General features: G+C 30.7%; 22 protein-coding genes and 1 tRNA gene. 5 read left to right on the plus strand and 18 right to left on the minus strand.

Annotated features, from left to right (window positions below; all coding sequences use genetic code 11):
- Window positions 1-73: 73 nt before the first annotated feature.
- Window positions 74-310, minus strand: a complete 237-nt coding sequence (locus tag LQ675_RS01330) for a hypothetical protein (protein WP_037559882.1) — start codon at window positions 308-310, stop codon at window positions 74-76.
- A gap of 155 nt (window positions 311-465) precedes the next feature.
- On the opposite strand from LQ675_RS01330, the gene LQ675_RS01335 reads away from it, so the two are divergent.
- Window positions 466-903, plus strand: coding sequence for a GNAT family N-acetyltransferase (locus LQ675_RS01335; RefSeq protein WP_107601783.1), 438 nt, complete (start codon window positions 466-468; stop codon window positions 901-903).
- A 125-nt stretch (window positions 904-1,028) separates the two neighbouring features.
- Entirely contained in the window at window positions 1,029-1,661 is a 633-nt protein-coding gene (locus LQ675_RS01340; protein WP_107601784.1) for a helix-turn-helix domain-containing protein, read from the plus strand.
- Between the two features lie 262 nt (window positions 1,662-1,923).
- On the opposite strand, the gene LQ675_RS01345 is transcribed toward LQ675_RS01340, so the two are convergent.
- Window positions 1,924-3,090 carry an FtsW/RodA/SpoVE family cell cycle protein gene (locus LQ675_RS01345; protein ID WP_048542409.1) on the minus strand — a complete coding sequence of 389 codons (1,167 nt, stop codon included), beginning with the start codon at window positions 3,088-3,090 and terminating at the stop codon, window positions 1,924-1,926.
- Window positions 3,091-4,016: 926 nt separating this feature from the next.
- Here LQ675_RS01345 and LQ675_RS01350 point away from each other — a divergent pair.
- Together LQ675_RS01350 and LQ675_RS01355 are read left to right on the plus strand one after the other, a co-directional pair.
- Window positions 4,017-4,589, plus strand: a complete 573-nt coding sequence (locus LQ675_RS01350; protein ID WP_075577842.1) for a GrpB family protein — start codon at window positions 4,017-4,019, stop codon at window positions 4,587-4,589.
- A 27-nt stretch (window positions 4,590-4,616) separates the two neighbouring features.
- A complete protein-coding gene (locus LQ675_RS01355; protein ID WP_107601785.1) occupies window positions 4,617-5,054 on the plus strand; it encodes a GNAT family N-acetyltransferase in 438 nt (145 codons plus the stop codon).
- A gap of 176 nt (window positions 5,055-5,230) precedes the next feature.
- On the opposite strand, the gene LQ675_RS01360 is transcribed toward LQ675_RS01355, so the two are convergent.
- From LQ675_RS01360 to zapA, 16 genes are all read right to left on the minus strand, one after another.
- Window positions 5,231-5,304, minus strand: a tRNA-Arg gene (locus LQ675_RS01360).
- Window positions 5,305-5,426: 122 nt separating this feature from the next.
- Window positions 5,427-5,642, minus strand: a complete 216-nt coding sequence (locus LQ675_RS01365) for a hypothetical protein (protein WP_037587508.1) — start codon at window positions 5,640-5,642, stop codon at window positions 5,427-5,429.
- 182 nt (window positions 5,643-5,824) lie between these two features.
- On the minus strand, window positions 5,825-6,331 hold the full coding sequence (locus tag LQ675_RS01370) for a metallophosphoesterase family protein (protein WP_239372125.1): 507 nt from the start codon (window positions 6,329-6,331) through the stop codon (window positions 5,825-5,827).
- Window positions 6,328-6,912 (minus strand): XTP/dITP diphosphatase, encoded by a 585-nt coding sequence (locus tag LQ675_RS01375; protein ID WP_048542319.1) that lies wholly within the window; start codon window positions 6,910-6,912, stop codon window positions 6,328-6,330. Before LQ675_RS01375 ends, LQ675_RS01370 begins: the two co-directional genes overlap by 4 nt.
- 12 nt (window positions 6,913-6,924) lie before the next feature.
- On the minus strand, window positions 6,925-7,722 hold the full coding sequence (gene racE, locus LQ675_RS01380; protein ID WP_239726791.1) for a glutamate racemase: 798 nt from the start codon (window positions 7,720-7,722) through the stop codon (window positions 6,925-6,927).
- Window positions 7,719-8,177, minus strand: a complete 459-nt coding sequence (locus LQ675_RS01385) for a MarR family winged helix-turn-helix transcriptional regulator (RefSeq protein ID WP_075577841.1) — start codon at window positions 8,175-8,177, stop codon at window positions 7,719-7,721. Before LQ675_RS01385 ends, racE begins: the two co-directional genes overlap by 4 nt.
- A 127-nt stretch (window positions 8,178-8,304) precedes the next feature.
- Complete coding sequence (sdhB, locus tag LQ675_RS01390) at window positions 8,305-9,114, minus strand: succinate dehydrogenase iron-sulfur subunit (protein WP_037587502.1); 810 nt, start codon at window positions 9,112-9,114, stop codon at window positions 8,305-8,307.
- 2 nt (window positions 9,115-9,116) lie between these two features.
- Entirely contained in the window at window positions 9,117-10,880 is a 1,764-nt protein-coding gene (sdhA, locus tag LQ675_RS01395; protein ID WP_107601787.1) for a succinate dehydrogenase flavoprotein subunit, read from the minus strand.
- A gap of 32 nt (window positions 10,881-10,912) precedes the next feature.
- A complete protein-coding gene (locus tag LQ675_RS01400) occupies window positions 10,913-11,524 on the minus strand; it encodes a succinate dehydrogenase cytochrome b558 subunit (protein ID WP_048542311.1) in 612 nt (203 codons plus the stop codon).
- A gap of 195 nt (window positions 11,525-11,719) precedes the next feature.
- A complete protein-coding gene (uvrC, locus tag LQ675_RS01405; RefSeq protein WP_048542309.1) occupies window positions 11,720-13,501 on the minus strand; it encodes an excinuclease ABC subunit UvrC in 1,782 nt (593 codons plus the stop codon).
- Window positions 13,502-13,651: 150 nt separating this feature from the next.
- The gene (trxA, locus tag LQ675_RS01410; RefSeq protein WP_025904628.1) at window positions 13,652-13,966 is read right to left on the minus strand and encodes a thioredoxin; all 315 of its coding nucleotides are present in this window, start codon (window positions 13,964-13,966) and stop codon (window positions 13,652-13,654) included.
- A 111-nt stretch (window positions 13,967-14,077) separates the two neighbouring features.
- Complete coding sequence (locus tag LQ675_RS01415; RefSeq protein ID WP_239726789.1) at window positions 14,078-14,824, minus strand: enoyl-CoA hydratase/isomerase family protein; 747 nt, start codon at window positions 14,822-14,824, stop codon at window positions 14,078-14,080.
- Between the two features lie 120 nt (window positions 14,825-14,944).
- Window positions 14,945-17,293: an endonuclease MutS2 gene (locus tag LQ675_RS01420; protein ID WP_239726786.1), complete on the minus strand. Its 2,349-nt coding sequence runs from the start codon at window positions 17,291-17,293 to the stop codon at window positions 14,945-14,947.
- A gap of 26 nt (window positions 17,294-17,319) precedes the next feature.
- Complete coding sequence (gene polX, locus LQ675_RS01425) at window positions 17,320-19,023, minus strand: DNA polymerase/3'-5' exonuclease PolX (RefSeq protein WP_048542304.1); 1,704 nt, start codon at window positions 19,021-19,023, stop codon at window positions 17,320-17,322.
- Window positions 19,024-19,084: 61 nt separating this feature from the next.
- On the minus strand, window positions 19,085-19,612 hold the full coding sequence (locus LQ675_RS01430; protein ID WP_048542302.1) for a CvpA family protein: 528 nt from the start codon (window positions 19,610-19,612) through the stop codon (window positions 19,085-19,087).
- Complete coding sequence (zapA, locus tag LQ675_RS01435) at window positions 19,609-19,881, minus strand: cell division protein ZapA (protein WP_025904633.1); 273 nt, start codon at window positions 19,879-19,881, stop codon at window positions 19,609-19,611. The genes LQ675_RS01430 and zapA overlap by 4 nt, the downstream gene beginning before the upstream one ends.
- Window positions 19,882-20,058: 177 nt before the next feature.
- On the opposite strand from zapA, the gene rnhC reads away from it, so the two are divergent.
- Window positions 20,059-20,985, plus strand: coding sequence for a ribonuclease HIII (gene rnhC / locus LQ675_RS01440; RefSeq protein ID WP_481817157.1), 927 nt, complete (start codon window positions 20,059-20,061; stop codon window positions 20,983-20,985).
- Window positions 20,986-21,153: the final 168 nt, after the last annotated feature.

Consider the following 21,153-nt stretch of genomic DNA (forward strand, 5'->3'; position numbering starts at 1 on the left):
CTTTCTATTTTGTTCATATAAACAAAAAGAACGAAATGATGAGATTCATCATTTCGTTCACATTTCATACTATTTATTTATAATTTTTAATTACTCTCACAATCAGTGCAATCATAGGAAAAATCATTAAAACAAGAACAATATAATATAAATTAACAATACTATTCTCCCATGTAATAGGCACAATCACACCAAGCGCCATAATAAGCACTAAAATGATAATATTTACAAACATACATACTAACAGATCACGAAAACTTGATTTATTTTTGTAATCGAATGTTTGCTTCCAAAAATTTATATATGTCATAAGCAACCCTCCATTCCATTTACAGAATATACCAAAAATATCAATTAATATCAATTGTTTTTTAGTGGATTATTAAAAATAATTAGAACATAATTTGTTATAAATTGCTCAAATAAGTTAAACTTAATCTACTATCAAGAATGAGGTGGCATATTATGAATTTAAGACATATTCAAGTTGAAGATTATAAACAATGCGCAAACAATTTAGTTGCAGCCTATGCTGGATCGCCTTGGTTTAATAAATGGACTGAACAAGAAGCTAAACTCAGAATTGAAGCTACAATGAGTGGATTTAATTCTAGAGGATTTGTTATCGAAGATGAAAATAAAATTATAGCAATGTGTTTAGGTCGTATAGACTATTATTTTAATGGTTTTAATCAATTCTGTATCGATGAATTTAATGTCATTCCCAACCTACAAGGGTCCGGTATAGGTAAACAATTAATGAACTTTGTCAAAGATGAATTAAAAAATGAGAACATAAATAATATGTTCCTAATAACGGGCGGAGAATTAGCAGCCAATTTTTATACTAAAAATAATTTCAAAGTAACAAATGAAGGTTATATGATGGAACTTGAATTTTGATTAATATAAAATTAATCCTCCTCAACTATTTCCAATCTCTATTCCATAATCATCACTGTTACTCATTTAAAAACGCAACTAATAACTGCGTGATTTTTAATATTTAGCGTTTTAAAATTAAAAGTATGGAGGTGGTCAACATCGATACAGGTCAAATAATAAAAAATTTAAGAAAAAGTAAAAACTGGAGCCAAGATCAATTAGCTGAAACACTCCATGTCTCAAGACAAAGTATTTCAAAATGGGAATTAAATCAAGGTTACCCAGATATAGATAATTTGACTCAATTATCTAAGATTTTTGATGTTTCACTTGAATATCTTTTAATTAAGAACAAACAAATAAAAAATGAGGAGAGTCTTTCAATGAATAGAGAATGGGGAACTGTAGAAATAGCAGAACAATGGGTGCAATTTTCAAATGATAAAAATATAGAAGCTTTAAAAAAAGTAACTTCTGAAGAATTAAAAGTTCAAGGACCTAAAGGGGAAAATATATTAAAACTTGATGATATAAAAAATTGGCTTGAAAGAGCTAATTTACAATTAGCGACTTTCGAAAGATATTTAAAGGATGACAAAATCATAATGGGTCAACATGGTACATGGATGAATCCAGACAATACGATTAAAGGTCAACAAAACGTCTATACTCTACTAATAGTAGAAAACAAAAAAGTTAAAGAATTAGCAAGATTTAACACTAAAGAAGAAGCTTTTAGTGTTTCAAATATAAATGAAAGTGATAAAATTTTATAATCCTTTTAAATATTGATAAAAATAACCCACTTTAATTAGTGGGTTTATTGATTAATATAGACCAAAAATTCTACCTACTAAGCCTATAAAAAGTGATCAACATGTTAATGAAGTACCAATTAACCATCTCTTTGTGCTTTTAGCATCTTTAGAAAATTCCACCATAAAATACGCACATAAATCCCCCACTAATGAGAGGTGTGATAGAACGAGTAATACTGCGCTTTATATGTATTATATGTAATAAATAAAAACTTGCCAATTATGTATAACTATTATTTTTTTCATTTTTTATATTTTTACTACAAGAAAGTAAAATTCCTATAGCGAAACTAATACTCAAAAACGATGATCCTCCATAACTTAGTAATGGCAATGTAACACCAGTTAAAGGAATTAGGCCAGATATACCTGCTAAGTTAATAAAGACTTGAAGAATAATGTAACTCGAAATGCCTATGCATATCATTTTGTAAAAATTATTATTTGTTTTATTAGCATATATAAGTGCTTTAAATGTTAAAAAACCATACATTAAAATAATGATTAAGACACCTATCAAACCTAGTTCCTCAGCAATAACCGCAAATATAAAATCTGTATGTGGTTCCGGTAAATATCCTAATTTCATAATACCGTTACCTAAGCCTTTTCCAAATATTCCTCCATTTCCAATAGCTAATAGAGAATTCGACAATTGATACCCATCACCATTTTCATATTTGAAAGGAGCTGTTAAAACTTTTATTCTTTTTAATCTATAAATATTACTTGTATCAAAAATTAATGTGTACAATATGTATATAAATAAGGGTGTAGCTGTAATCGTTAGTATTTGTAATTTAATCTTATTTTTTATATCAGAATAAAGCAACATAAATGCTATTATTCCAGCGTTTAAAAGCGCTCCCCCTAAATCACCCTGAACTAATATTAAAAGTATACCTAAACCTAATAGTAATAAAGGTGGGATTAGTGATTTCAAATTATAACTACTTTCATTTTTTAACCTGCGATCTAATATATATGACAAATAAAGAATAGAAGATATTTTTAATAATTCAGATGATTGAATACTAAATATACCTAAATTCAGCCAATTTTTAGAACCATTTATTTCACTTCCAAATAACAATGTGACTATTAGTAATAATAATACACCAATTAAGATTAACTGCTGTATATTTTTCTTTTTAAATATATCTATATTAAAAGAGTTACTCATCAATACTACAATAAAGCTACCTATCATAAAATATAAACTTTGTCTTATTACAAAGTGTTTATCACTAATGCTTATACCATTTGTTAATGCCCCATTGTATGCAGAAATCATACTGGCACTATAAATCATAATAATCCCTATTATCGAGAGTATGAAATACGTATACAAGATTCCCTTATCTCCATTTTTTCTCACTCTCCACATAATACTCACCTTTCATTTCATAATTAACATTCTAACTATTTTCTATATTTTTATCAACCTATTTTTAGGTAAACCTAAAAATAAATACAATAATATTAAAAAATATTTAAGGAATTTCATGAAATTGATTCTTTCATAATGAACTATTAAATAAAAGCAGTTTAACTTGATTAAATAAAAAAAGGTGACTGTCTGTAACAGCCATCTCATATAACCTTCTAACCACTTCCGCCTAATTAAATTATAGCAAATAAATAACATCCCACATTAGTTAGATGGTGCATCTTTAAAGTTTCTAATCGGTAAATAATTAAGAACCAATCGTATCATACAGAGATTTTTGAATAGCTTATATTCTTCAAAAGATTAGTTTTAGTAATTTGGTCGTATTTAAGAGTGAGTCGATTAATTCCAACTGTTTTCATGACTAGTGTTAAGAAAAGTACCCTTAAAAAATTTTATTTTCGTTGATTGTTCTACATTAATATATACCCGCAGTTGCTTTGATTCATTAGACTATTCTTTTTAATCATTCTAATACTTATAAGAATTGTTTAACCATTTAAGCATTCATAAACCTATTTAAAGGATCTTAAACACGCTCTATAAACGTTAAATAGTCATTTCTACACCAATTAATTACATATAATAGATAATTATTTATATACAATTCTTAATGCTACACTTACAAATGTAATGTAAATAGAGCAATCCTACGCTCTTGCATACTCGACTTACAATGTGATTGCTTACGATATATACCTATCGAGTTCTCCCCCATGATTTAAATTGTTTCGATTTCTTCATTAACTTTCACGATTGTTACACTCTCAATTTAAAACTTATAGAAACATAATTTGTTTTAAATAGCTCAAATAAGTTAAACTTAATCTACTATCTAGAATGATGAGGCATATTATGGATTTATGACATATTCAAAAGGACTGATAAAGATAAAGAAGGTTAATATCGAAAAATATAATTCTTATTGGGTGAATATTTTTGCCGAAGAATCAAATAATATAAAAAGAATATTTGGTGATGAATTACATTCAATCCATCATATAGGTAGTACATCAATTCCACATATATCTGCAAAACCAATTATAGATATTATGCCTATCGTTAATAATATAGACAATGTGGATAAATATAATCATGATTTTGAAAAGTTTGATTATGATGTGCATGGCGAATATGGAATAGTTAATAGAAGATACTTTACTAAATTTGATAAAGAAACTAATAGAAAACTTTACCATGTTCATATTTATGATTGTAAAGATGATAAAAACATTATTCGCCATCTCGCTTTTAGAGACTTCTTAATTGAGTTTCCAGAAGTAGCTAAAGAATATGAGGATTTAAAAATGATGCTCATTAATAAGTATTGTGGAGACAAAGAACAATATGTAAATGGAAAAAATGAATTTGTAAAAAAGAATGAAAAGCTTGCTATAAATTGGTATTTACAAAACAAAAAAGAATACAGACTATAATTCATTTCAAAAATATAGGTGATAACAATGATACATATAAAAGAGTTTTATAATACATTACCAGAGTCGAAAAATAAAGAACTATCTAAAATTCACAATGAAATCTTCGATACAAATGAAAATTTAAACGACAAATTCTTAAGTAAAAATAAAATTATAATTTTAGTAGCTTATAAAGAAAAAGCAATTGTTGGATATAAAATTGGATATGAAATGGATAGTTCTACTTTTTACAGTTGGTTAGGTGGCGTTGAAAAAAATAATCGAAATCATGGAATTGCACAGAAGCTTATGGATAAACAAGTAAGCATATTAAAAAGTAAAAGGTACGAAAAAATTCAAACTAAATCTTTTAATAAATGGAAAAGCATGCTCATTTTAAATATCAAAAATGACTTTCAAATAAGAAATTGTTATCCAGATAATAATGACTCAGCGATCATTTTAGAGAAAGATATCAAATAGAAAATTACAGAAAATATTCAACAACATTAAGATATCCTAAGTATTTTATACAACTTTTATAACGTTGGCGTACAGTTGGCGTAGTTACGCTATTTAACAAGCCATTTACATATACAAAAAAATCCCGTCATATCTTCGTTACAAGTAACGAGATACAACGGGATATTGGTAATTTACGTCCTGGGAGGGATTCGAACCCCCGACCGACGGCTTAGAAGGCCGTTGCTCTATCCAGCTGAGCTACCAGGACATTTTCAACACAAGAATAATTATATCGAATAGATACTGATTTATCAATACTTTTTAAAAAGAAAAAGGTTTATTAAATCGCTTTCGAAGTATTATTACACGTTTAGTTATTTTGTTTTACTTTTATTCGGTGATAACAATGTCATTAACTTTAACTGTATTGGCTTTTTCGGCTTTACACAAAGATTTATCTTCAAATATTTCTATAACACTCGCATGTACAAGTCCGTTTGCTGTTAATACATATATGTTTTCGTTCTTATGTAAGTCGTTATATTCGTTTTTATTTATACAAAACTCATCATCATTAATAACTGATGTAACGTGTGTTCTGCCCATTTCTACCCCTCCTATGTATGATAACTTATTAGTTTTTACATAAAATTAACGACATTCATAATTATAAAACAATTTTTGTTTAATTGAAAGTTTATTCTAATTTTTTAATAAAATTGAGATATTCGTAAGAATATCTCAATAAATAAAATCTATTTGCCATTTTTGTTTTGCAAAATATATATTTAAATTGCTAATGATAATTTTTCTACTTCTTCATTATTTCTATTTAAATATGTTAAAGTTGCATTATTTAATGCTTCATCGAATTCAATGATTGCATATGTTTCCTCCCATTGACCTCTTGTTTGAGAGATGCTTCCTGGGTTGATACAATAAACGCCATCTATTGTCTCACATAATGCAACATGACTATGTCCATAAAATGCAAATTTAGCATGATTATTTTTTGCATGAGCACTTAATACTTCTCTAGATCCTTTAATATCATATCTATGACCATGTGTATAGAAATAACCAATACCTTCTATTTGACCTTGTTCTTCTATTGGAAATTGTGGATCAAAATCACAATTTCCTTTAACTCTTTGATACAAACTTAGTTCTGTATCATCGTAGTCAAATTCAGAATCACCTAAATGTAAAAATAAATCTGCGTCTTTATTTTTTTCGTATATTTCATGAAGTATACCTTGTTCGCCATGATTATCGCTAACAATTACCCATTTCATTGGAATCGCTCCCCTATATCTTCATTCATTAATTTAATTGCATTTCCACGGTGACTAATTGCACTTTTTTCTGCAGCAGTTAATTCTGCCATCGTTCTGTCTTGTGAAGGTACGAAGAAAATCGGGTCATAGCCAAATCCGTTTTCGCCTCGTGGTTCATCTATTATTTCACCAGGTGCTTTACCTACATATGTAACAGTTTCTTTTCCAGGCTCACTTACAGCAATTGCACAAACAAATTCTGCTGCTCTATCTTCTATACCCTTTAAGTTTGTTAATAATTTTTCTATATTATCTTGATCATTTTTTTGTGTACCTGCATATCTTGCTGAATAAATACCTGGCTCACCATTTAAAGCTTTTACAGATAGTCCACTATCATCTGCAATAACGATTTTATTTAATTGTTTTGAAGCCGCTTCTGCTTTCAAAATCGCATTCTCTTCGAATGTTGTACCTGTTTCTTCTACATCAAAATCTGGTGCAATTTCAGAAATACCTATAACATTTGCTTTTGGAAAAATTGTTTTAAAGTCATTTATCTTTCCTTGATTGTTTGATGCAATAATAATATCTTTCATATTTATCTCTCCTTACAATGTTATTCGTTCAACTTGAGCATCTTCTATATGTAGCCATTCTTTTATCGTTCTCGTGATATGTTCAACATCACCATTTGCAAAAAATTGATGTTTCGGATTTGGTGTATAATATGAATGCTCATTACTAAAAGTCAATAATGCACTTACTTCTCTTGCTGTTTCTAAACCTGAAGATATGATTGTCTTGCCATCATCAAAATATTGATGAATCGCATCGTATAATAATGGATAATGTGTACATCCTAATATAACTGTATCAGAATCATCATATCGCCACTGTTTAAGAGTTTGATGGATAACAATACTCGTAATCGTCGGATCTTTATATCTCATTTGTTCAACTAAAGGAACGAATCCTGGACAAGCGACTCCTTTAACTTCTACTTGAGGATTAATAGATTTAATACTTCGTCTATATGCTTCAGATTTAATTGTTCCCTCTGTACCAAGAACAAGCACTCGATTATTTTTAGTTGTCATAATTGCTGTTCTTGAACCTGGATCAATAACACCAATCACGGGTATTGATAACATATCTTGCAAAGGTTTCAAAGCAACCGCAGTAGCTGTGTTACATGCGATAACTAACATTTTAATATCTTTTTCAACTAAAAAGTTAGCTAATTGAATTGTAAATGATTTAACTTCTTCTCTTGTTCTCGGGCCATATGGACACCTTCCAATATCACCTAAATAAAATATCGTCTCATTTGGCAATTGTCGCATGATTTCTTTAGCAACTGTTAAACCACCAATCCCTGAGTCAATTACACCAATTGGTTTATTCATTCATCTTCACTTCGCATTCTTTTTAACATAATTTCTAAAGCTTCATTAAATTTTATTTTATCTTTATCTTCCATAATAGAAAGAAGATCTTCAGTATAAATTTGTCTCGCTTGAACAACTTCGTCAATAAGTGCCATGCCTTTTTCTAATAACTTGACGTGGAATACTCTTTTATCTTTTTCAGATTGAATTCGTTGAACGAGTTCTTTTTTCTCGAGTTTATCTACGATATCTGTAGTAGTAGAATACGCTAAAAATAAACGTTTAGATAATTCACCAATTGTAATTTGATCATGCTCATTGAGCCATTGTAAAGCTATAAATTGAGGTGGTGTGATATCATAAACCTTTAATTGTCCTCTTGATTTTAATTTCGTTCTTTCTACTATATGTCTTAACGAATATTCAATCTGTTTTGTAATTTCTTCCATAGTTGTTTGTACCTCTTTTCTCATCAAACTTATATTAATAATAATAACACATACGCTTATATGCAGTTAATGAATTGGCCTTTAAGTTTTATAAATAAACAAATAAGAGGCTAGGACATAAAATTATGTCCCAGCCTCTTTCATATCTTTATTAGTTTACTTCGTGATCTGAACCGAAGAATGATTTAAACATTTGGAAAGTAGCTTCTCTGTTCATTGCTGCGATTGATGTTGTTAAAGGAATACCTTTCGGACAAGCATTTACACAGTTTTGAGAACTACCACATTCTTGTATACCACCATCAGACATCAGTGCTTTAATACGTTCATCTTTAGTCATGCTTCCAGTTGGATGCAAGTTGAATAAACGAACTTGAGAAATTGCTTGAGCACCCATGAAATTATTATTCACGTTTACGTTCGGACAAACTTCTAAACACACACCACATGTCATACATTTAGAAAGTTCATATGCTGTTTGACGTTTCTTCTCAGGCATACGTGGCCCTGGTCCTAAGTCATAAGTACCATCAATTGGTACCCATGCTTTAACTTTTTTCAAGTTATCGAACATACGAGAACGGTCAACTTGTAAATCACGAATAACTGGGAAGGTCTTCATTGGTTCAAGTTTAATTGGTTGTTCCAATTGATCAATAATAGCTGAACATGATTGACGCGCTTTACCGTTAATAACCATAGAACATGCACCACAAACTTCTTCAAGACAGTTCATATCCCAAGTTACTGGTGTCGTCTTCTCACCATTTGACTTAATCGGATTTCTTTGGATTTCCATTAAAGCTGCAATAACGTTCATATTTGGTCTATATGGAATTTCAAATTTTTCTTCATAAGGTTGAGATTTATCATTTTCTTGACGTTTGATAATGATAGAAATCGTTTTGTTTTCTTGGTTTTGACCTTGTGCATTGTTTTCAACTGTTTGAGTGTCTGCCATAATTATTTACCTCCTTTAGATTTCTTAGAGTAATCACGTTTACGAGGTTTAATGTGACTAATATCCACTTCTTCATATGAAAATTCTGGTGCTTCTTTAGGTCCTCTATATTGAGCAATCGTTGTTTTTAACCACTCTTCATCATTACGGTCTGGGAATTCTGGTTTGTAATGCGCACCACGTGATTCGTTACGATTATAAGCACCAATCGTAATAACTCTTGCTAGTACTAACATATTCCATAATTGACGCGTAAAGAATACAGCTTGGTTACTCCAAGTAGATGTATCTTCCATATCAATATTTTGATATCTTTCCATCAACTCAACAATTTTCTTATCTGTTTCTAGAAGTTTATCATTATGACGAACAACTGTAACATTGGCAGTCATAATTTCTCCTAATTCTTTGTGTAACTTATATGCATTTTCTGTACCTTTAAGTTGTAATAAATGATCGAATTTTTCTTGTTCTTCATTTATGCGTTTTTGGAAAATTTCTTCATCTATTTCTGTATATGATTTTTCGATATCTTTAACATATTTAACCGCATTTGGTCCTGCAACCATACCACCATAAATAGCTGATAATAATGAGTTTGCACCTAATCTATTACCACCGTGTTGTGAATAGTCACATTCACCAGCAGCGAATAAACCTTTAATATTCGTCATTTGATCAAAGTCTACCCAGATACCGCCCATTGAATAATGAACTGCTGGGAAAATTTTCATTGGGACTTTACGAGGGTCGTCACCAGTGAATTTTTCATATATTTCTATTATACCACCAAGCTTAACATCTAACTCATGTGCATCTTTATGTGATAAATCAAGGTAAACCATGTTTTCACCGTTGATACCAAGTTTTTGGTTCACACAAACATCGAATATTTCACGAGTCGCAATATCACGAGGTACTAAGTTACCATAATCAGGATATTTTTCTTCTAAGAAATACCAAGGTTTACCGTCTTTATACGTCCAAATACGTCCACCTTCACCACGAGCTGATTCACTCATTAATCTTAATTTATCATCACCAGGAATTGCAGTTGGATGAATTTGAATAAACTCACCATTTGCATATTTAGCACCTTGTTGATAAACAACTGAGGCTGCTGAACCTGTATTAATCATTGAGTTTGTAGATTTACCAAATATGATACCTGGTCCACCTGTTGCCATAATAACAGCATCTGAACCAAATGATTCGATTTTAGAGTCAGTTAAGTTTTGAGCGACAATACCGCGTGCGGCATCTTCCTCATCTTTAACTATCCCTAAAAATTCCCAACCTTCATATTTCGTAACTAAACCTTTTACTTCGAAACTTCTAACTTGTTCGTCTAATGCATATAATAATTGTTGTCCAGTTGTTGCACCTGCGAATGCAGTTCTATGATACAAAGTACCACCGAATCGACGGAAATCTAAAAGACCTTCTGGTGTACGGTTAAACATAACACCCATTCTGTCTAATAAATGTATGATACTAGGTGCTGCTGCAGTCATATTTTTTACAGGTGTTTGGTTAGCGAGGAAATCTCCACCATACACTGTGTCATCGAAGTGAATGTCAACAGAGTCACCTTCACCTTTAGTATTGACAGCTCCATTAATACCACCTTGAGCACAAACAGAGTGTGAACGTTTAACAGGAACTAATGAGAATAAATCAACTTGTGCACCTTGTTCAGCAGCTTTAATAGTTGCCATTAGTCCAGCTAAACCACCACCGACAACAATGATTTTGTTGTTTGCCATAAAAATTGTCACTCCCCTAAAAAGTATAAATCCTATACGAATGCAAAAATAGCTCTTAAGCCAATGATACTAATTACGATAAATACAAATAAAGTCACATAAGTCATAATACGTTGTGATTTTGGTGATTGTGTAATTCCCCAAGTGATGAAGAATGACCATAAACCATTTGAGAAATGGAATATAACACTTAATACACCAATAACATAAAGCGTTACAGAAATTGGATTAGATAAAATATCTGAAACCATATCAAAGTCAACGTGATGTCCTAATGCAGCTTGAATACGTGTTTGATATACATGAACAGCTATGAAAATAAATGATATGATACCAGTTATACGTTGTAATAAGAACATCCAGTTTCTAAATAGTGAATGTCTTCCTACGTTTTCTTTAGCTGTAAACGCTATGTATAATCCATAAATAGCGTGGAATAGTATAGGAATATAAATAACTACAACTTCTAATACAATTTTAAATGGTAAGTTCCACATAAAATCTGATGCTTTATTAAAAGCCTCTGGACTTATCGTTGCAAAATGGTTAATAACCAAATGCTGAATTAAGAATATTCCTATAGGAATTACACCTAATAATGAATGAATACGACGTAAAATAAACTGTTTTTCGCTTGACGCCAAAAGAAGTCCCCCCTAACTTTAATCTATGGCCCTATCGTTATATTAAGAACATAATAATCTGAAAACGATTACATACATCCCAAAAAAAATTCGATGAGCATTTACATGTATATTGTAACATCATTAAGTATGAATTTGGGCATGAGAATTATTCTCACACCCAAATATATAGATTTTTTGTTGTAATTTTACCATTTATTTACTAAGCTTATCTACTAGGTTTTGAGCAACCTTTTTAGGAACACCAATTTTCACAAAATCCTCTAAATGTGCTTCTCGCATTTTTTTAATTGAACCGAAATGTTTTAATAAGGTTTGTTTACGTTTTGGTCCAATACCTTCTATTTCATCTAAAGCTGACTTAAGTGTTGTTTTTTGTCGTGTTGATCTATGGAAACTAATTGCAAATCGGTGTACTTCATCTTGAATTCGTTGAAGTAAATAGAATTCTTGTGAATTTTTCTTTAGTGGTATAATTTCAGCTTGTAATCCATACAATAATTCTGAGGTTTGGTGTTTATCATTTTTACTTAGCCCTGCAATGGGTATATCAAGTCCTAGTTCATTTTCTAATACATCTCTAACTGAAGACATATGACCTTTACCACCATCGACAATAATCAAATCAGGTATTGGTAGACCTTCTTTTAATACTCTTGTGTATCTTCTTCGAACTGCTTCTTGCATAGACTTGTAATCATCTGGCCCTTTAACGGATTTAATTTTATATTTACGATAGTCTTTTTTACTTGGTTTACCATCCACAAAAGCAATCATAACAGAGACTGGATCCACACCTTGAATATTAGAATTATCAAATGCTTCAATTCTAATCGGTGTTTGAATACCCATTGCCTCACCTAAGTTCTCGATAGCTTTGACAGTTCTAGATTCATCTTTCGCAATTAATTCGAATTTATTTTTAAGTGAGATGCTCGCATTTTTTATAGCAAGATCCACCATTTCTTTCTTCTGACCTCTTTTAGGCTGAATCACTCTTGAATCAACAACTGATTCAACTGTTTTTATGTCTAAATTCTTCGGGATATGAATTTCTTTTGGTGTTAAATGTTGGTTTAAAGAATAGAATTGACCGATAAATGTATAGAATTCTTCTTCTGCTGTTTGAATAATGGGTATCATAGATGCTTGTCTTTCAATTAGTTTGCCTTGTCTAATAAAGAATACTTGAATACACATCCACCCTTTATCTACAGAATAGCCAAATATATCTCTCATCGTCATGTCCGCTGACATCATATTTTGTTTATAATTTAACATTTCAATATGTTGTATTAAATCACGGTATTCTTTTGCTTCCTCAAACTTCAATGCTTCACTCGCTTGATTCATCTTCTCGTTCAAATCATTGACAATCGTTTTGTCATCGCCATTTAGAAAATCAGTAATTTCTTTAATCATTGTTTGATACTGACTTTGTTCGACTGGATATACACATGGTCCTAAACATTGTCCAATATGATAATACAGGCATACTTTATTTGGCATTGTGACACATTTTCTTAATGGATAAATTCTATCTAGTAATTTTTTCGTTTCATGTGCAGCATAAGCATTTGGGTATGGTCCGAAGTATTTACCCGAATCTTTTTTTACAGTTCTCGTCACGATAAGTCTAGGGTGTTTTTCTTTTGTAATTTTTATAAATGGATAACTTTTGTCATCTTTTAATAATATATTGTAGCGTGGCTGATGTTTTTTGATTAAGTTAAGTTCAAGTAATAAAGATTCTATTTCACTTGAAGTCACGATAAATTCAAAATCTCTAATCTCACCTACGAGCCGAGTTGTCTTTTCATCATGTGCACCTGTGAAATAGCTGCGAACTCTGTTTCTTAATCGTTTAGCTTTTCCAACATATATAACCGTTTGTTGTCTATCTTTCATGATGTAACATCCAGGCTCCGTTGGTAATACATCAAGTTTTTGCTTAATTTTCTTTTGGTAGTCTTCCACCTTTATCACCTACCTTTTTAAATTCATTATATCAATAAAATTTACATTGACCAAAACATACGTTCTATATAAATATCTATCATCACACAAAAACTGCCTACAAAGTCATATGCTTTGTAGACAGTTTGGATTAATCATAGGTTATAACGATTAATAATGTTTAGATAATACTTGTTCTAGTTGTTCTTTAGGTTGGAAACCTACTACTTTATCTACAGCTTCGCCATCTTTAAATACGATTAAAGTTGGGATACTCATAACTTCGTATTTAGCTGCTGTTGCTTGGTTTTCATCTACGTCTAATTTAACGATGTTAGCTTTACCTTCAACGTCTTTAGCTAAATCTTCTAATACTGGCGCGATCATTTTACAAGGTCCACACCATGGTGCCCAGAAGTCCACTAAACTAACGCCTTCTTTAATTTGTTCATCGAAATTTGCATCTGTTGCTTTTAATAATGCCATTGGAAAAATCCTCCTTGTTAACTTATGATAATGAGAGTATAGCACGCTTTATTTTGCAATGCATGTTGTTTGCTCAAAGTGTATTGTACTTGATATGAACTATATTAGCAATCACTTAAATTCAGGTTTTCTTTTGTTCATAAATGCATCAATACCTTCTTTTGCATTGTCACTTTCAATAATATCAACGAAATGCCTTTCTTCAATTTGATCACTTTCTAATGATAAATCTAAATTAGACATTTGCTTAATAACTTTGATAGAGTCTAAAGATTTAGAAGCGATAGTATTAGCTAATTTTTCAGTAGCCTGTTCTAGTGCTTCTTTATCTTCTACTATTTCATTAAATAAATGTTTAACTTCATCTAAATTGATATTCTTACCTGTTAACGCAGTTTGTAATGCTTTATGTTGACCTACCATAGCTGATAATCGTCTAACACCACCAAAGCCTGGGAATATACCTAAATTAATTTCAGGTAATCCTACTTTTGTATCTTTCGTGATTAATCTCATATCACATGCTAAAGCAAGTTCAAAGCCACCGCCTAAACAAACACCATGAATTGAACTAATAACTGGCTTATGACATGTCTTAATCAATCTAAATAATTTAGCACTTGTAGAAGCTAAATCTAATCTTTCATGTTTAGTTAGTTCTGGGAATGATTTAATATCTGCACCTGCAGAGAAACGTTTTTCATTACCCTTTATAACGATGACTTTCACATCTTCATCGAATCCTTCTGTTTCAATTGCTTCAATAATACTATTTAATACTGCCTCATTTAAAGCATTTACCGGGCCATGATTTAATTGTATATAAAGAACGTGGTTTTCAACATTTGTATTTATCAAGAAAATTCCTCCTTATAAAAATATTAAGTATGCAATACCTGCTATAAATGTTAAAGCAGAAATAACGAGTAATACTTTAGCTAGTTTATACATATCAAAATTATCCAATATGTTTCCTCCTTATTTCAATGTTACAACTGTAACACCAAATCCACCTTCTGAAGGCATACCTGTACGATATGAATCTACAGAACGATGTTTTTTAAGATGGTCAGCTACACCTTTTTGTAATGCACCTGTACCTTTACCATGAATAATGTTTACTGTACCGTAATTAGAAAGTACTGCTTGATCGATATATTGATCTAATTCTAACATAGCATCTTCATATCGGTAACCACGTAAATCTAAATCCATTTTTATAGTAGATCGATTCGTTCTAGGAACAACTTTACTTGGTTGTTGTTTCTTTTTATCTATTTTTTCTAAATCTTTTACTTCTATTTTCATTTTTAGTATACCCATCTGAACTACTACTTCTTCATCGCTGATTACATCGATAACTTCACCTTTTTGACCGTATGATAATACTTTAACGTCATCACCTTTTTCAATCTTATCGTGACGTTCTTTCTTAACATTTTGTTTCAGAGATTGAGATGTATATTGATTATCAAGTCGTTTCTTTCGCTCAATGAGTTCATGCTCTTTTACATTTGCAGCTGAATTATCTCGCATATCTCTAAGTTCTTGAAGGATTGTTTCCGCTTCTTCAGTCTTCTGTTTAACTTCTTGATTGGCTTTATTTCTCGCTTCATCCATCAATTGTGTTTTGAAGTTTTCAAATCGTTGTAATTCCTGTGTTAATGATTGATGCAAGTCTATAGATTCTTGTTTTAATTTTTCAACTTCAATACGATCATTTTCAACAGATTTAGCATTTTTCTCAAGTGATTCTATCATGACATTGATTTCTTTTTCATCTTGACCAATCAGTGATTTTGCATGATTGATGAGTTCATTTTTAAGCCCTAATTTTTTAGAAATTTCAAATGCGTTTGAACGTCCTGGTATGCCCATTAATAATTTATAAGTTGGTCTTAAAGTTTCAAGGTCAAATTCAACACTCGCATTCATCACTTTCTCTCGATTATAGCTATATGCTTTAAGTTCAGGGTAATGTGTTGTAGCCATGATTAAAGCATCTCTTTCAATCGTATAATCTAAAATACTCATTGCTAATGCTGCACCTTCACTAGGATCAGTCCCTGCTCCTAATTCATCAAATAATATTAATGAGTCTTTATCCGCTTGATCAATAATATTGACGATATTTTTCATATGTGATGAAAACGTCGATAACGATTGTTCAATAGATTGTTCATCACCAATGTCACAAAATACTTTCTTAAATATCGTTATAATTGCGCCATCTAATGTAGGAATTAACAAACCAGATTGTGCCATTAACGTGATTAGACCAACTGTTTTTAAAGTGACTGTTTTACCACCTGTATTAGGACCTGTAATAATAACAGCATTAATATCTTCTTTAAATTCAATCGTATTGCTGACCACTTCTGATTGATTAATTAAAGGATGTCTTGCTTTAGGTAAATATATCGCTCTATCTTCAGATATGATTGGTTTAGTAGCTTTAATAGTTGCACCAAATTTAGCTTTTGCTGTTACAAAGTCTAAATGCCCCATAACTTCTGTGCTTGAAATTAATTCATAGCCTACTTCGCTAACTTGTTCTGTCAGAATATATAACAATCTATCTTTTTCTTCTTTTTCTTTAGCTTTAACTTGAGCGATTTGATTATGCATTTCAACAATTGCACTTGGTTCAATATATAATGTTTGTCCAGATGCTGATTGATCATGTACGATACCATTAAAATCTTGACGATACTCTGCTTTAACCGGAAGTACATGTCTATCATTTCTAACCGTTACAATTGAATCCGATAATTTCTTTTGATTAGCTGAAGATCTAACCATTTGCTCTAATCTCGATTTAATACGATCGTTCGTTTTTTTAATTTGATGTCTCAATTCAGCTAATTTCGGACTTGCCGTATCAAACAAATCGTGTTCGTCACACTGTTCATTTATTTGATTAAGCAATTCACTTAAAACTGGCAATTGCGCTACATAACCATCGATATTTGGATAAAGGATTGCTTCATCTTCATCAACGATACTTGCGTAAAATGTTTTGAATCTATTTTGAACTTGAATATTACGTTTAATTTGGTTTAATTCTTCAACGTTTAACAAACTGCCAATTTCTGCACGTCTCACATAAGACTTAATATCTTTTAGGCCTGAATAACCAGGTACTCTATGTTTATTATAAATTTGAGTCATTTCGTCTGTTTCATTTATGCTTTGCTGAACTGTTTCAAGTTCATCACTTGGTTTAAGTTCGTTAATAATACGTTCAGCAATATCACTTGTCGCATGAGTAGACAATTGTTGAATAATTAAGGGATATTCAAGAACTTTTAATGTTTTCTCATTCATATTATCTTCCCTCTTCTTTTAATACTTTATTTTGTTAATTGGATCCATTTTTTAAATGCTTCACGTGATTTAGCATTAATCACTTGTGATTTTTTAACCCAACCTTTTTGAGCCGTCCCAACACCATATTTCATGAAATCAAAATGATCAATATGATGGGCATCTGTATTGATTGTAATCATTAGGTCAGGATTATTTTTTAATACGTCAGCGTTTAAATCTAATCGTTGTGGATTAGCATTCAGTTCTAATACTGTATTAGTTTCTCTTGCCATTTTAATAAGTTCATCAATATTAGGACGGTATCCTTCTCTTCTACCAATAATTCTACCTGTCGGATGTGCAATATGTCTCACATATTGATTTTCACATGCAGTTCTAAGTCTATTCATAATTTCTTCTTCAGATTGATTGAAACTTTGATGAATTGCTGCAATAACATAATCTAATTCTTTCAATACGTCATCTGGATAATCTAAACTACCATCTGGTTTAATATCCATTTCTGTACCACTATAAATATCGATTTCTTTATACGATTCATTCAGTTTTTTAATTTTTTCGTTTTGTTCCAATAAACGTTCAATAGATAATCCATTTGCTACTGCTAAACTTCTAGAATGGTCTGTAATACAAATAAATTGATATTGACGTTCAATTGCCGCTTCAATCATTTCTTCAAGTTTAAAAGCACCATCACTATAAGTTGTATGCATATGAATATCACCGTTAATATCTTCTAACTGAATGATATCTTGAATATCTTTATCAAATTCTGTACCATCCTCACGCATTGTTGGTGGTATATATGACACGTTAAAATGATCATAAATTTCCTTTTCACTTTGATAAGTAATAATGTTACCATTTGCTTCTTCTATGCCGTACTCACTTACTTTTTCATTTTTTTGTTTAGCAAGTTGTCTAATTTTAATATTATGATCTTTTGAACCTGTAAAATGTTGCAATGTATGATAGAAAGCTTCTGGTTGAATCAGTCTAAAATCAACACCAATAACATCATCTTCAATTTGTAAATCTAGTGAAACTTTCGTTTGTCCAACAGCAATTTGTTCTTTAATATCTGGAAACTCGAGCAGAGCTTGTTGTACGTTTGTAGGTTCTTCAGTCGAAATAATATAATCTAAGTCTTTGCTCATTTCTTTCATTCTTCTGAAACTACCTGCAACTTGATATTGATTAATGTCTTCAATATTATCTAAAAATTGATTAATAACTTCATGTGCTTTAATCATAGTATTGATTGAATATTTTTCAGGTCGTTGACCTAACACTTTTGCTTCTTCAAGAAGTTTTTGTTCAGTCTTTTTCGCAAAGCCTGGTAATTCAGACACTTGATTATTTTCACACGCTTTGATTAAATCTTCTTTATTTTTTATATCTAATTCTTTATATAATTTCGCAATTTTTTTACTACCTAATCCAGGTATTTTTAGTAATGGAATGAGTCCTTCTGGAATTTCTTGTTTTAACTCATCTAAATAACTTTGCGTCCCATTATCTATATATTCATTTATGACATCGCCTACACCTTTACCAATTCCTTTTAAAGATGTCACATCTTCAATTTCATTTAACGTTCTTTCATCTGTTTCTAATGATTGACTCGCTTTTCTGTATGCGGATACTTTAAATGGATTCTCACCTTTAATTTCCATGTATATTGCAATTGTTTCTAACATTTTTACGATATCTTTTTTTGTTAACATGTCTATTCCTCCGTAAAAAAAGTCATAGGTTCTCCCATGACTTTTTTCAATATGAATTCATTTAATTTGAAAGCCATTTTACTAATTGTTCAGATAAGAATGGTGTCTTTGTTAATACTGCATTTCCAATAGAAGACTGTTGCAATGCATCTATAAAAGGTGCTACAGGAATAACTGCAAATGCTGCTAATATGATAATCACAACTAAATACGCTTCTATAAATCCAAGTACGATACCAAAGTACCTTGCATATTTACCGCCAAATTCCATTTGATGATAAAAATCAAATACTGTTGCTACAATTTGTAAAATTATTTTAGTGAAAACAAATAAAATGAGAATCGCCATAATATTATAAAATGCATTCTCATTGTTAATATTATTAAATATTGCATTCTTACCTTCTGTAGACGCACTCGGGTAAGGTAATATTAAATGCAATTGCTTGCTAAATGGTGCGTAACAAATGCTGGCAATCACCAATGAACTAATCGTGCCGATAGAATGTAATGATTGTAATACTAAACTACGTCTATATCCAATGATGACACCTATAATTAAACATAAAAATATAAGTAATGTTATCATTCTAAATGTCCTTTATTTTTTAATTGTTTGATTTCTTCTCTTAACTTTTCATTTTCTTCTTCTAATTTAACATATTCATGCATAACATTAACAGCTGTAAGAACAGATTTACGCGTTGTATCCAAGCCTGCATTTAATTGCCCGAGCGCTTGCAACTTTTCATCCACTCTACCAGCTACATATCGAATATGTGATGGATCGTCTTCACCAATAATTGTATAATGTTGATCATTTATAACCACTGTCACTCTATTTTTATTTTCACTCATTATACTACCCCTGTTCAAATTATAAATGGATTTCTATATATGTAATCATACTATATTATACATGACATAAGTTCATTTGTGTATGAATATCCACCAACTTGATTTGAGAAAATTCGTTTATATCATAAATTTATGCTACTCTATTTATAGAAAAAATTAAAAAGGCAGGACTTAAAAGTGGCAAACATCGTAAAAACAATTGACTCCAATACAATCAATCAACTTATAAAACAATATAATATGGAAACAAAGAACTTACCAACTGGCACTTTAGCCCGCAAGAAAATAAAAAGTACACAAGTCCAAATATACCGTTCAAAAAAAATAATGTTTCAAGGTAAAGATGCAGAACAAGTAGCAAGTGAAGTACTTAAACAAAACATTACGTCATCACCATCTAAAGCAACAACTGTTACAAAAAAATATGAATTTGATATACATAATACAATTGGTAGTGATGAAGCAGGAAGTGGCGATTATTTTGGACCACTCACAGTATGTGCAGCATACGTATCTAAACAAAACGCTAAAATTTTAAAAGAAATTGGTGTGATGGACTCCAAGTCTTTAACTGACCCTAAAATTGTAGAACTAGCTGAACAAATAATACAAATATGCCCTCATTCTCTAATTGTACTTGATAATCCCAACTACAATACAAAGCAATCAGAAGGTTGGAGCCAAGTTAAGATGAAAGCAGTCCTTCACAATCAAGCTATTAAAAATGTCATCTCACGAATAGACGAACAAGAATTAGAACAAATTGTGATTGATCAGTTCGTGCAAGCAAGCACATATGAGCGATATATTATTGGTCATATGCCACGTAAAGACATTACACACTTTGAAACAAAAGGTGAATCAAAATCAATCGCAATTGCAGCAGCAAGTATTATCGCAAGATATGCATTTGTTAAACACATGGATCAATTAGCAAAATCTTTAAATGTCATTATTCCTAAAGGTGCAAGTAATAAAGTAGATCTAGAAGCAGCAAAAATCGTCCAAAAATATGACATGCAACAGTTAGATAAAATTACGAAAACACATTTTAAAAATAGAGATAAAGTATTAGACCTTATTAATCGAAAAAGGAGAAATTAATATGTTACTTATCACATTCAGTTGGCAAGTCATTCTTGCCCTAATCATTATTTGCTATTTAATTTGGTTTATCGGTAAACAACTTACAAATTCAACAAACAAAAGAAAAAAATAATATAAAAACACAGCAACCTGATATGAATCTTCAGATTGCTGTGTTTTTATTTA

The sequence above is a fragment of the Mammaliicoccus sp. D-M19 genome, assembly GCF_022386695.1.
In the GTDB taxonomy this organism is placed as follows: Bacteria; Bacillota; Bacilli; order Staphylococcales; family Staphylococcaceae; genus Mammaliicoccus; species Mammaliicoccus sciuri.